Source organism: Vibrio wakamikoensis (assembly GCF_050337275.1).
Classification (GTDB): Bacteria; Pseudomonadota; Gammaproteobacteria; order Enterobacterales; family Vibrionaceae; genus Vibrio; species Vibrio chaetopteri.
In genome coordinates, this window is the sequence record NZ_JAKJST010000015.1 from 63,101 (window position 1) to 75,106 (window position 12,006).

Annotated in this window: 13 protein-coding genes; 5 read left to right on the plus strand and 8 right to left on the minus strand. The window is 46.4% G+C overall.

What is annotated here, in order from left to right:
- The first annotated feature begins 114 nt into the window (after positions 1–114).
- On the plus strand, positions 115–1,260 hold the full coding sequence (locus L4C42_RS06285; protein ID WP_418642260.1) for a Na/Pi symporter: 1,146 nt from the start codon (positions 115–117) through the stop codon (positions 1,258–1,260).
- A gap of 78 nt (positions 1,261–1,338) precedes the next feature.
- On the opposite strand, the gene L4C42_RS06290 is transcribed toward L4C42_RS06285, so the two are convergent.
- Positions 1,339–1,920, minus strand: coding sequence for a Slp family lipoprotein (locus L4C42_RS06290; RefSeq protein WP_353496999.1), 582 nt, complete (start codon positions 1,918–1,920; stop codon positions 1,339–1,341).
- A 240-nt stretch (positions 1,921–2,160) separates the two neighbouring features.
- Between L4C42_RS06290 and L4C42_RS06295 the strand changes: the two genes are divergently transcribed.
- Entirely contained in the window at positions 2,161–2,514 is a 354-nt protein-coding gene (locus L4C42_RS06295) for a YMGG-like glycine zipper-containing protein (protein WP_353497000.1), read from the plus strand.
- Positions 2,515–2,628: 114 nt separating this feature from the next.
- Positions 2,629–3,369: an SDR family NAD(P)-dependent oxidoreductase gene (locus L4C42_RS06300; RefSeq protein WP_353497001.1), complete on the plus strand. Its 741-nt coding sequence runs from the start codon at positions 2,629–2,631 to the stop codon at positions 3,367–3,369.
- 100 nt (positions 3,370–3,469) lie between these two features.
- Here the strand turns inward: L4C42_RS06300 and L4C42_RS06305 are convergent, their stop codons facing one another.
- The 5 genes from L4C42_RS06305 to rppH are packed head-to-tail and all read right to left on the minus strand — an operon-like array spanning position 3,470 to position 8,765.
- Positions 3,470–4,321, minus strand: a complete 852-nt coding sequence (locus tag L4C42_RS06305) for a thymidylate synthase (RefSeq protein WP_353497002.1) — start codon at positions 4,319–4,321, stop codon at positions 3,470–3,472.
- 11 nt (positions 4,322–4,332) lie between these two features.
- Positions 4,333–5,148 carry a prolipoprotein diacylglyceryl transferase gene (gene lgt / locus L4C42_RS06310; RefSeq protein ID WP_353497003.1) on the minus strand — a complete coding sequence of 272 codons (816 nt, stop codon included), beginning with the start codon at positions 5,146–5,148 and terminating at the stop codon, positions 4,333–4,335.
- Positions 5,149–5,181: 33 nt separating this feature from the next.
- The gene (locus L4C42_RS06315; protein WP_353497004.1) at positions 5,182–5,973 is read right to left on the minus strand and encodes a sulfite exporter TauE/SafE family protein; all 792 of its coding nucleotides are present in this window, start codon (positions 5,971–5,973) and stop codon (positions 5,182–5,184) included.
- A 21-nt stretch (positions 5,974–5,994) separates the two neighbouring features.
- Complete coding sequence (ptsP, locus tag L4C42_RS06320) at positions 5,995–8,244, minus strand: phosphoenolpyruvate--protein phosphotransferase (protein ID WP_353497006.1); 2,250 nt, start codon at positions 8,242–8,244, stop codon at positions 5,995–5,997.
- A gap of 2 nt (positions 8,245–8,246) precedes the next feature.
- Positions 8,247–8,765 carry an RNA pyrophosphohydrolase gene (gene rppH, locus L4C42_RS06325; protein WP_353497007.1) on the minus strand — a complete coding sequence of 173 codons (519 nt, stop codon included), beginning with the start codon at positions 8,763–8,765 and terminating at the stop codon, positions 8,247–8,249.
- Between the two features lie 623 nt (positions 8,766–9,388).
- Between rppH and mutH the strand changes: the two genes are divergently transcribed.
- Complete coding sequence (mutH, locus tag L4C42_RS06330) at positions 9,389–10,054, plus strand: DNA mismatch repair endonuclease MutH (protein ID WP_353497008.1); 666 nt, start codon at positions 9,389–9,391, stop codon at positions 10,052–10,054.
- Positions 10,055–10,081: 27 nt separating this feature from the next.
- Here the strand turns inward: mutH and L4C42_RS06335 are convergent, their stop codons facing one another.
- On the minus strand, positions 10,082–10,387 hold the full coding sequence (locus L4C42_RS06335; protein WP_042496529.1) for a DUF6482 family protein: 306 nt from the start codon (positions 10,385–10,387) through the stop codon (positions 10,082–10,084).
- Positions 10,388–10,531: 144 nt separating this feature from the next.
- On the opposite strand from L4C42_RS06335, the gene L4C42_RS06340 reads away from it, so the two are divergent.
- Positions 10,532–11,566, plus strand: coding sequence for an NADP(H)-dependent aldo-keto reductase (locus L4C42_RS06340; RefSeq protein ID WP_353497009.1), 1,035 nt, complete (start codon positions 10,532–10,534; stop codon positions 11,564–11,566).
- Positions 11,567–11,658: 92 nt separating this feature from the next.
- Here L4C42_RS06340 and L4C42_RS06345 read toward each other — a convergent pair whose 3' ends face one another.
- Positions 11,659–11,910 (minus strand): DUF1127 domain-containing protein, encoded by a 252-nt coding sequence (locus L4C42_RS06345; RefSeq protein ID WP_418641976.1) that lies wholly within the window; start codon positions 11,908–11,910, stop codon positions 11,659–11,661.
- Positions 11,911–12,006: the final 96 nt, after the last annotated feature.

Here is a 12,006-nt window from a genome sequence, read left to right on the forward strand (position 1 = left end):
AAATCACATAGAAATAGTTTCGTCATATTTCTGTAATATTCGAGTTCTACTATCGCGTCAGATTCAACAACAGGCCGCAAATAGATTAACCAAGGCCAAACGGAGAAAACTATGATGAACCAAGCAACTACAGCGACGACTCCTATGTCGACTACGACGCGTTGGCTGCGCTGGGCTAACTTGGCATTCATGCTTTACCTATTGCTACTTGCTGTTTCTATGGTAGGTAGTGGCTTTAAAATGGCGACAGGCGAGCACGCAAAAGTGCTATTCGAGTTTGCTTCTCACCCAGTAGCAGGCTTGATGATTGGTTTGGTTGCTACGGCACTGATTCAGTCTTCTAGTACTGTTACGTCTATTATTGTTGGTCTGGTAGCCGGTGGCTTACCTGTGACGACTGCAATCCCAATGATCATGGGTGCAAACATTGGTACTACCGTCACCAATACCCTAGTCAGTCTTGGTCACGTTCGTTGCAACACCGAGTTTAAGCGTGCTTTTGCAAGTGCTACGATTCACGACTTCTTCAACTTGCTTGCTGTCGCTATCTTCCTGCCGCTAGAAATGATGTTCGGTGTGCTAGACAAGATCTCTAGCTGGCTTGTATCGCCAATGATGGCGACAGGCGATATGAGCATGGGTGGTCTTAACTTCATCAAACCAATCACCAAGCCAATAGTGAGCGCTATTCAAGAGCCGCTGAGTGCATTTGGTGACGTGACCGGTGGTGTACTACTTATTGTTCTTGGTATCGCGACTATCTTCGTTGCTATCACTGTGATGGGCAAACTCATGAAGAGCCTAATGGTTGGTCGTGCTCGCGAAATTCTAAAGAACGCAATTGGTCGTGGCCCTATTCACGGTATCGTGTCTGGCTCTATCGTGACAGTACTGGTTCAGTCTTCATCAACAACCACCAGCTTAATGGTTCCGCTTGTCGGTACGGGTGCTCTGAAAGTTCGTGACGTGTACCCATTCACGCTAGGTGCGAACATTGGTACTTGTATCACGGGTCTGCTTGCTGCCACTGCGGTATCTGGTGAGTACGCTGTGTTTGCTCTGCAGATTGCTCTAGTGCACTTGGTGTTCAATATCATGGCAACGGTATTTATCTTCGGTATTCCGTTCCTGCGTGAGCTTCCAGTGAAAGGCGCCGACTTTATCTCTGATATGGCTATCAAGAACAAAGCCGTTGTGGCGGGTTACCTAGTGTCTATCTTCGTGATTATCCCAGGTTCGATTCTAGCCCTGACTGCTTAACGACGAATTCACTGGCGCCGCTAAATGGCAATGGTAAAGAATAAAAAAACGCTCAGCAGATGCTGAGCGTTTTCGTTTTTAGAAGTCACCATAATCGTAGGCGTCATAAGCATCGTACGCGTCGTAATGATCGATAAGATCGGCTTCATCGACGTAGTCCCAATAGTAATAGCGGTCATAATAGTAGTTGTAGTACGGGTCGCCGACATAATAGGTTTTGATGCGTTTATCTTCCGTCCAAAGGTAGTAGTTTGACGCCTTTAACACCGGGACAGAAAGCGTTTGCTCACCCACTTTGATATCCGTTTGTCCCTCAATGTTGCCGACAAAAGTCATCGGTTTACCTAGCACAAAGATCTTCGGGTCTAAAAATCGCTCTACCTTAACGACAAAACGGCTACTTCCCTGCCGGGTCTCATCTGGTCGCCCTTTCGCATCAAGCTCAAAATAACTGATTTGCAACTCACTACTGCTTGCCGACGGGTTAGTAAGTTTTGCGACCACCCCACCCCAGCGCGCTGGCTGACCTTTATAAGGTGTCGCATCAGGGTTCGCATCTTGATAACTGACCAACAGCTTTTCATCGGCAACTTTGATCTCATCGGGGCCGCTACTGCAGCCCACCAGTAAGGCTGCCAATATCCATACATACGCTCGCATTTTCTGCTCTCCTATTTTTCGCTCATTTCATTATGAGTCAACCGCTTAACGCTTCGCAAGTTACAACCTATTGTTGAGTCTTTGCATCCTATTATTGACACATCACTTAGCGACGCAGACCGCCAATACAGCACAACAATACCAAGACTAGAAACTAACCCAAGATTGACGTTGACCAACTTACCGAAGTTTAAGTCGTTGTTTACTCTATTACGTAATCACTATGTATAGGACTCTGTCATGAAAACAAAAATTCTACTTCTCAGCACACTTATCGCCTCACCAAGCTTTGCATACTACTGTGACCAAACCGCAGAAGGCGCTATCGATGGAGCAGTAGATGGTGCAATCACCGGCGCTGTTGTCGGTGGTATTGTTGACGGCGGACGCGGCGCAGCTGCCGGTGCTGCAATTGGTGGCGGTACGGGTGCGGTTGTAGGTACTGTTGATGGCGCTTACGATGAAGAAGCGTGTGAAGTCGTTACTGATGTCGCTGTAGAAGACGAAATCGTGGCTGAAGAAGTCGTTGAAGAAGAAATTATCGAAGAAGAGATCGTCGACGAGGAAATCGCTGAAGAGTACTACTACGACTAACGTTTTACCTTCACATTTTGGCAGTTACCTAGAGGTAACATCCCCCTATGTTACTGCCAACCTTCTCCCTCCAGCGATAAACTGCAATCAATAAACTCGACGAAAAGGTCCAGTATGCACAAAATCGCACTTGTTACCGGTGCGTTTCAAGGGATCGGTCTCGCCACATCTGAAATGCTCATGGAACAAGGTTTCCACGTGATCATGGCGGACATCCAATCTTGCAGCGCCCTCGCCAATGAACTCCGTCACAAAGGCTACCTGGCATCGCACGTTAAAATTGATCTTGCGATGTCTTCAATGTTTCCGGCTATCGCCAACAAGATAGAGGAAGAGTTTGGTCGTTTAGATGTGTTGGTCAACAACGCTTCAATCTTAGCGGATTTTGGCAAGCATCCATCACGGATCGATGAGGACACTTATCGACGAGTGATTGAAATCAATCAGATTGGCCCATTCTTGCTTACACGAGCTTTAACCCCGCTACTGAAAAAATCCGCCGGGGCTCGTGTGGTCAATGTATCGAGCCAAGCGGCTCAGCTTTCTCAGCTCGCCAATATGAACTCCCCTTGGAGAGATGATGTCTGTGCAGCCTATCAGTCCTCAAAAGTTGGTGTTAACGCCAACACAGTCCTGTTTGCCAAAGAGCTTGAACCATTTGGTATTAAGGTGAATTCCTACTGCCCTGGTTGGGTCGATTCCGGCATGAATCTAGATGAACTGCCTGAATACGGAGACAAGGTGAAGCTGAAAACACCACGAGAAGGCGCCGACACTGCGATTTGGTTAGCGACACTAGAAGAAGATGGTCCAACCGCAGGCTTTTTTACCGAACGTGAAGCCATTAGCTGGTAAAGAAGCTTTTAGTCAGCAACAGAGCTATATTAGCTGGTCACAAAAAACGCCGAGCAGACTGACCTGCTCGGCGTTTTTGTTCGACTCTTTACATGAAACGTTATACTGAAAACGGATAACGAATCGGCTCGTGACTCTCGTACCCAATCACTTCAAAATCATCCAGCGTTACCCAAGTTTCTAGATCTTCTAGTGACTTTATTTTTGGGTTAATGCGAAACTCTGGCGCAGCCAAGGGCTCACGTTTAAGCTGCACGTCACGCATCAGCTCAAGCTGATCTTCATAAATATGCGCATTCACAATCTTGTGGTAAGCCAGACCCGGCTTCTTGCCGGTGATTTGCGCCATGATGGCCAAGAACACATACACCTGAACCATATTGAAATTAAGTCCAAGCGGCACGTCACAAGAGCGCTGAGTACTGTTTAGATATAAGGTGTCACCCAATAGAGAAAAGTGGTGGCTGTACATACAAGGACGTAGGCACCCCATATGAAATTCACCTGGGTTGTAGAAATTAAGAATTTCACCACGGTCATCAACGCCCTTTGAAAGGTCATCAACAATCTTGCGAAGCTGGTCAATATGGCCGCCATCCGGCTTCGCCCATGCTCGGCCTTGAACACCATAGACACGTCCCATATCGTCTTCGCCTTTACGATATGGATTGTTTAACCACGCTTCATTGAGGTTAGCGTTGGCATCCCACGTTTTGGTGCCCAACTTGCGAAAATCTTCCGCATTGTCATAGCCGCGGATGTAGCCAAGTAGCTCAGCGACTGCTGCTTTCCAAAAGCTCTTGCGAGTTGTGACCAATGGAAAGGCATTACCAGCAACATCGTAAGTAAGATCGGCATTAATCACGGTTAAACAACGTTTACCAGTGCGCTCGTTCTCAACCCAAATACCCTCGTCAACGATTCGCTGACATAAGTCTAAATACTGCTTCACGACAATTCCTATTACTTCGATACTTTTGGAGTGGTTGCACCGTTGACTTTATAAGCCCACGCGACCATCAAGCCGCCAATGATCATCATTGGCAATGAGAGGATTTGACCCATTGAGATAAATCCACCAAACAAACCTAGGTGGGCATCCGGCTCGCGCACGTACTCTACCATAAATCTAAAGGTTCCATAACCAAGCAAGAACAAGCCAGAGACAGAGCCTTCTGGGCGAGGTTTACGAATGAACCAGTTCAGAATTAGGAATAACACCACACCTTCTAACGCAAACTCATACAATTGAGATGGGTGGCGAGGTAACGGACCGCCGTTGGGGAAGATAATCGCCCATGGCACATCTGTCACGCGTCCCCAAAGCTCACTATTCATGAAGTTGCCAAGACGCCCCATGCCTAAGCCAAACGGCACTAGTGGCGCAATAAAGTCCGCAACATTGAAGAAAGTGCGACCGTTTTTACGTGCGTACCAAAACATCGCCGTGATAACACCCAGCAAGCCGCCGTGGAATGACATACCGCCAGTCCACACTTTAAATAGATAAAGCGGGTCTTGTAGCAGCTCTTCAAAGCCGTAAAACAATACGTAGCCGACGCGACCACCGATAACTACTCCAAGAAAGCCGGCAAACAGAAGATCCGACACTTGCTCTCGAGTCCAACCTGAACCTGCCTTATCTGCGCGTCGATTTGCAAGCCACAAAGCGAAAGCAAAACCGATCAAGTACATCAAACCGTACCAACGGACAGACAGCGGACCTAACTCAAACAGAACAGGGTCAATATTTGGAAACTGGATATATCCCTGAGACATAAAACGCTCACTTAAAGTTATTAAATAATGGGGCTAAAACATCATAGAAAATGCCACGAACAATAGAAAGACTGCAAAAATCTTTTTAAGTTTCGGTGTTGGCATTGTCGTCGCCAACTTGGCACCAAATCGCGTCGTCACCATGGAGGTAGCGGCAATCGCAAACAAAGCTGGTAGGTAAACATAGCCGACACTGAATTCCGGCAGCCCTTCGGCCTTCGCACCATGAAACACGAAGCCTAACATGCCTGCCAGTGCAATCACACAACCACAAACAGAAGAAGATCCCACCGCACGGCGCATTTCAACGCCATGTTTACTCAAAAATGGCACCGACATCGAACCGCCACCGATGCCTGCTAGGCTCGAAACCATGCCAATTCCCGCACCACAGCATGTGGTGATAAATGGAGATGGAAGATTTCGTACCGTTTGAGACTTAATTGATAGGAACATTTGAATCGCTAACATCAGCACGATAAAAGCAAACACCTTTGGCAGGTAATGCGAAGGGATCCACTCTGCGATGTAAGAGCCAGCAAACCCACCGATGACCACACCGGGTATGAGCCACTTAATCACAAACAAATCAACATTGCCTAACTTAAGGTGATTTATTGCCGATGAACCAGAGGTAATAATGATCGAAGCCAGAGAGGTCGCAAGTGCTATATGCATGACTAAATCACTACCAATGCCAAACTTAGGCAGCAAAAACGCCAGGGCTGGTACAACAATCAGGCCGCCGCCAATCCCCAGCAGACCCGACATAGTTCCTACTACAGCACCAAGCAGTAGCAACAGCAATATCAATTCGTAATTCACAACAAGACCAAAATATAAGAGTTAAAATTTACCTGCACGGATGAAGCCTGCAAGACCTTTGGCCTCAAAGAAATCGCGCATTTGATTGTAGATGGTTTTTCCATAGGGTTGCATCAGCGCTTTGTCAGCAAGTTGTTTAAGCTCATCGAGTGAGCTCTGCGCAAGCAAGTATTTCACTTTTGCCACGTTAGAGGTGTTCATACTCAAGGTATCGTAACCCAAGCCAACGAGTAGAAGCGCGCCAATAGGGTCACCGGCTAACTCGCCACAGATACACACAGGTAAGTCATAGGCTTGGCAAGTCGCAAAAATGTGTTTCATTGCCGCAAGCACTGAGGGGTGCAACGTTTCGTAGATGTCTGCTACTTGCGCATTATTGCGATCAACCGCCAATAAATATTGGGTTAAGTCATTGGTGCCCACCGAAACAAAATCGACTCGCTGTGCCATGAACGGCAAAATATACAACATCGATGGGACTTCAATCATCACACCGATTTGTGGTTTTTTCACCTCTGGATGAGCATCATGCACTTCCTGATAAGCTTGTTCAATCAGGGTTGCCGCATCATCAAACTCCTGCACCGAAGAGACCATAGGCAGCAAAATGCTCAGATTATCAATGCCAATGCTAGCACGAAGCATCGCACGCAACTGAATCAAAAAGATATCAGGATGATCTAGGGTAAAACGGATCCCACGCCAACCCAAAAATGGATTATCTTCCTCGATAGGCAAATACGGCAACGCTTTATCGCCACCAATATCCAATGTACGCATGACGACTCGCTTATTCGAGTAAGCACTTAGCACAGAACGATATTGATGCAGTTGCTCTTCTTCCGATGGAAACTGCTGCTGCAATAAGAACGAAATTTCGGTGCGGTACAAGCCGACGCCATCAACGTTTTTGTTGATTGAAATACTGGTATCAGCACTAAGACCCGCATTGAGCATAACTTGAATACGCTGACCATCTTTGGTGGCGGCCTCAAGGTCAGCCGTCGACTCCACCATTTGTGACAGTTCCGACTCCTCACTGACCAGCTCTCGGTATTCCAATAGCAGCTCTTGGCTAGGGTCTGGGAATATTTCACCGCTGTAGCCATCAACAATACCGAGCTTGCCACTAAGCAGCTCAGGGTTAGTATTCACCCCCATGACCGCTGGAATGCCCATGGCTCTAGACAAAATTGCCGCGTGCGAGTTAGCCGCGCCTTCCAGCGACACAACTGCAAGCAATTGCTGTTTCGGAATAGACGCTAAAATCGAAGCGGTCAGCTCTCGAACCACTAAAATCACGGGCTCGTTAAACTCGTGAATGGGGTACTCTGTATCATGGAGGAAGAACAGCAATCGCTGCCCAAGCTCTTTAATGTCTTGCGCCCGCTCGCGTAAATACACATCGGACATTTTTGCAAAGCGGTTAGCGTAACTTTCGACGACTTGGCGCAGTGCCCAATCGGCTTTATCCCCTTTTTGGATCTGAGCTTTGAGGTCGTTTCTCAACATCGGATCGTTGAGTAAGTGGGTAAACAAGTCAAATATGGCCAGCGCATCTTTATTAAGCTCCAAATCGAGCTTTTTGCGCATGCGCTTAAAGTCCGCCAGCGCATGTTCTATCGCAACCGAGAGCATCTCTTGCTCACGTGCCACATCAAGCGTGGACGCAGGGAATACGTCACTCAGGTCTGGCTGAGTGTTGTCCCACCAAATAGGGCCAATCGCAACACCAGAAGAAGCCCCGATGCCCTTAATGACAAGCGCAGCATTATCATCAAAAAAGCCATGTCCCTGGGCGATCGCATGAGCAATCAACACCGCGATCTGCGCAGACAATGTGACCAGAAAAGACTCTTCCATTTCACTAAATTGTCGGGAGCTTTTTTGCTGCACGACCAACACACCGAGCACTTGCTTGCGATGGATAATAGGCGTGCCAAGAAAGGAATGATAGAGGTCTTCCCCCAGTTCAGGGAAGAACTTAAATGCGGAGTGTTTGGCGGCCTCTGCCAGGTTGATAGGTTCGGCGGTACGCTTAACTAAGCCGACCAAACCTTCATTGAAGCCAATATGAATCGTATCACCTTGGAAGGTAAGCCCTTGGGTCGCCATGAGCTCTAGGCGCTGCTTATCGTCGTTGGCAAGATAAATAGTGCAGCACTCGGTATTCATCGCTGAACACGTTTGCTGCACTAACATCTCGAGGGCTGCATGCACGTCTTCTACTTTTGAGACGTGCTCAACTATATCCCTTAGTTGCGATAGCATACTTACCCTCTTCGATGCTTTCTTTTGCCTTTAAATTTTCGTTCTTTAAACGGCATCGCTAGCGAAGCAAACTCTTTCATCGCACGGCGGTAGACATCACGCTTGAACGAAACCACTTGTCTAACTGGGTACCAATAACTTACCCAACGCCAACCATCAAACTCAGGGGTATTACCGCGCTGCATATTGATTTTGGACTCATCGCAGTCCAAGCGCAGTAAAAACCATTTCTGTTTTTGCCCGATACAGACCGGTTTCGAATCCCAGCGCACCAAACGCTTAGGTAACTTATATCTTAACCAGTGACGACTGACCGCAACGATTTTAACGTCGTTCTTAGTCAATCCCACTTCTTCATACAGTTCTCGATACATGGCCTCTTCAGGGGATTCACCTTCGTCAATACCGCCCTGAGGAAACTGCCATGAGTGTTGTCCGTATCGTTTAGCCCAGAAGACCTGACCATGGTTGTTACAGATTACAATACCAACATTAAGTCGGTAACCATCGCCATCTATCACTGGCCAACCTCAATTAAATTTTCATTACCTTGATTTTTCCACATATCCCCAACTTGAGCAAACTTATGGATGTGTAAATTTGAACAATTACCACTTCTTTGTAGTTCACTGGATAAGATTCAAACAACATCGTAGTTATCAACACCACAATGAGACATAGGCCACATTTATTCACCTTTTCTGTGAATAACTGTGTGCAGAATCGTTGATCTCTCTAAAAAATCGTAGAAAAACTAGAACCTACTAAACTATCCCAAAAACAGAACAATATAATAAAGTCATAATAAACATAAACATAAAACCAAAACCATCATGTCTTATGCGTAGTTCTTAAGATTTTGATTTGCCACCATTTAGATCGGTCAAAGATCCACCACAGCTTGGTTTATCCACATTAGGATTGCCAGTTTTCATACAAAGCCCGATATTTCAAGCAGTTTATCAGGTCAAATATACTGATTATTTATCCATGCATTCATTTTTAATGGCAATTAAGCAATCTAGCTGTGGATAACTATTTAATAGATCAAGTTTGCAGCGAAGTGATCCTTTTTTGTACAGAGCTAGAATTCGTTCTCATGGTAAACTAGCGGCGGTTAGAAAAAACAGCGACATTAACACCCATGAACACAGCACCAAAATCCGAAGCCGAACTGTTAGAACGCGCCCGTCAAATCGCTGGCATGAGCTTTGGCGATCTTGCCAAGCCAGCCAATATGCGTGTACCTGACAATCTCAAGCGAGACAAGGGTTGGGTTGGTCAATTACTGGAGTGGCACCTTGGTGCAACGGCTGGCAGCAAACCTGTACAAGATTTTCCTGAAATCGGTGTCGAGCTAAAGAGCATCCCAATTGGCTACAATGGCAAACCACTGGAGTCGACCTTCGTTTGCGTCGCCCCTTTAACAGGGATCACTGGGTTAACTTGGGAAGCCAGCCATATTCGAAATAAACTGTCGCGAGTCCTTTGGCTACCTGTTGAGGGTGAGCGCGAGATTCCTGTCGCAGAGAGGCGTGTGGGATCTCCGCTTATCTGGAGCCCTTCGAAGCAAGAAGAGGCATTGCTTAAAAACGACTGGGAAGAGCTCATGGATTTGATTGCACTCGGTGATGTTAATCAAATTACCGCCAGAAGCGGTGAAGTACTGCAAATAAGGCCAAAGGCCGCCAACAGCCGAGCGAAGACGGAAGCGTATGGCACAAATGGTCAGCCAATAAAAACCCTACCCCGAGGCTTTTACCTCAGAGCGAGTTTTACGAGCTATATCTTAGAAACCTACTTTGCTTAATACCTGTTTGCCGCTACAGAGACACGCTCAGTGCAAGTTGAGTTCAATATCACAGTAGCGATTCATCTCTGCGCTGCCGCACTCATCGTAGGCGTTATGAAGCCGTAGATAAGCTTTTTCTACACCGAGACGTGTCAGTGCTTCTTTTACAGAATCTAAAGATTCGTAATGAATAGGCTCATCATCTTGTTTAATGGGTTCGAGTTTGTGCTTGTATTCCACTGCAAGTAAATAGTGTGAAATATCAGCACAACCGATCACAAACACTTTAGGTGGCTTATAACTCTCTTTATGATGTCCGTGTAACCAACGATCGAGCTGATGTTTTTGCATAGTCCACCTCCTCTGCTTTGTGGATAATGCGTGACTTATCACTATCAGTTTAGCCAAGGCGCAGCCAGTTGCGCATAAAATGAGCAGAACTTTTATAAAAACGGGGTATAGTGGAATCAAGTAACAACAAGCAAGGATGGCTCAATGAAATACCACAAGCTCCCACACTCTTCGCTCGAAGTCAGTAAAATCTGTTTGGGAACCATGACATTCGGTGAGCAAAACACCAAGCAAGAAGCCTTTGAGCAGCTTGATTATGCCGTTGAACGCGGGATCAATTTCATTGATACTGCAGAGATGTATCCAGTTCCACCCAAACAAAACACTCAAGGGTTAACTGAATCTTATATCGGTGACTGGCTATCGCATTCTGATAAAAGACAAAAAGTCGTTTTAGCAACCAAGGTCGCAGGCCCGCGCAACGTCCCTTACATTCGCGAAAATATGAGCCTAGATCGCCGCAATATACATCAAGCTCTCGATGACAGCCTCGCTAGATTAAAAACCGACTATATCGACCTTTACCAGCTTCATTGGCCCCAGCGCAAAACTAACTGTTTCGGCCAACTTAATTACCCTTATCCTGACGACAATGAAGAAGTTACCTTAATTGAAACGCTCGAAGCACTAAACGAGCTGATTAAGGTGGGAAAAATTCGCTACATTGGCGTCTCCAACGAAACGCCATGGGGTGTAATGACACTGCTCAAGTTGGCGGAAAAGCACGACTTGCCAAGAATCGTTTCCATTCAAAACCCTTATAATTTACTTAATCGAAGCTTTGAAGTGGGACTGTCGGAAATCAGTCACCATGAAGGGGTTGAGCTACTCGCCTACTCGCCATTAGCCTTCGGCTGCTTGAGCGGTAAATACCTTGAGGGACAAAAACCTGAAGGCGCACGTTGCAGCCTATTTGAACGCTTTGTCCGTTACTTCACGCCTCAAGGCATTGAAGCAACTCAGGCTTATGTCGATCTTGCCCATAAACACGGCCTAGATCCATCACAAATGGCCCTGGCATTTGTGAATCAACGTCCTTTTGTGGCCTCCAATATTATTGGTGCCACCAATCTCGACCAACTAAAAAGCAATATCGATAGTATTGACGTCACCTTGTCCGATGAACTGTTAGAAGAGTTACAAATAATAGGGGCAAGGTATTCAAATCCTTGCCCCTAATCGTGTTTTCTAGCGCGTTTTTGAGGGATGGAAAAATGACTCAATCTCGCTATATCAAGAACTCGGCGGGCAGTGACACTGCCCGCCTTGAGTTACGTAGCTAATCTTGACTGCAACTCTCGACGTAGATGACGAGCTTTGCGTTTAGCGACAACTTGAGGAGCTGCGACATGACCAAGTGGACGACCTTCTTTGTCTAAGCCGATGTCTCTTAGTAGGTGCTCGTTGTGAAGCGGCAATTGATACGCGCTACGACGGTAGCGTCTTTTCCACTCACGCTCTTCTTTTTGAATGTCAGCTTTAATTAGCCATGTTGCGATAGTTAGATAAACAGAAGTACGCATAATAATCTCCAGATTATGAAATAAAGAGGAGAGAAATAGCAGTCTAGGAAAGATATAAAGACTCTTATGTGACTGCTATTTCCGCAGCCTCATAAG

Bases quoted from the DNA above. Each gene is read 5' to 3' on its own strand.
- L4C42_RS06285 (WP_418642260.1), top strand. From the start codon at position 115: ATGAACCAAGCAACTACAGCGACGACTCCTATGTCGACTACGACGCGT.
- L4C42_RS06290 (WP_353496999.1), bottom strand. From the start codon at position 1,920: ATGCGAGCGTATGTATGGATATTGGCAGCCTTACTGGTGGGCTGCAGT.
- L4C42_RS06295 (WP_353497000.1), top strand. From the start codon at position 2,161: ATGAAAACAAAAATTCTACTTCTCAGCACACTTATCGCCTCACCAAGC.
- L4C42_RS06300 (WP_353497001.1), top strand. From the start codon at position 2,629: ATGCACAAAATCGCACTTGTTACCGGTGCGTTTCAAGGGATCGGTCTC.
- lgt (WP_353497003.1), bottom strand. From the start codon at position 5,148: ATGTCTCAGGGATATATCCAGTTTCCAAATATTGACCCTGTTCTGTTT.
- ptsP (WP_353497006.1), bottom strand. From the start codon at position 8,244: ATGCTATCGCAACTAAGGGATATAGTTGAGCACGTCTCAAAAGTAGAA.
- mutH (WP_353497008.1), top strand. From the start codon at position 9,389: ATGAACACAGCACCAAAATCCGAAGCCGAACTGTTAGAACGCGCCCGT.
- L4C42_RS06335 (WP_042496529.1), bottom strand. From the start codon at position 10,387: ATGCAAAAACATCAGCTCGATCGTTGGTTACACGGACATCATAAAGAG.
- L4C42_RS06340 (WP_353497009.1), top strand. From the start codon at position 10,532: ATGAAATACCACAAGCTCCCACACTCTTCGCTCGAAGTCAGTAAAATC.
- L4C42_RS06345 (WP_418641976.1), bottom strand. From the start codon at position 11,910: ATGCGTACTTCTGTTTATCTAACTATCGCAACATGGCTAATTAAAGCT.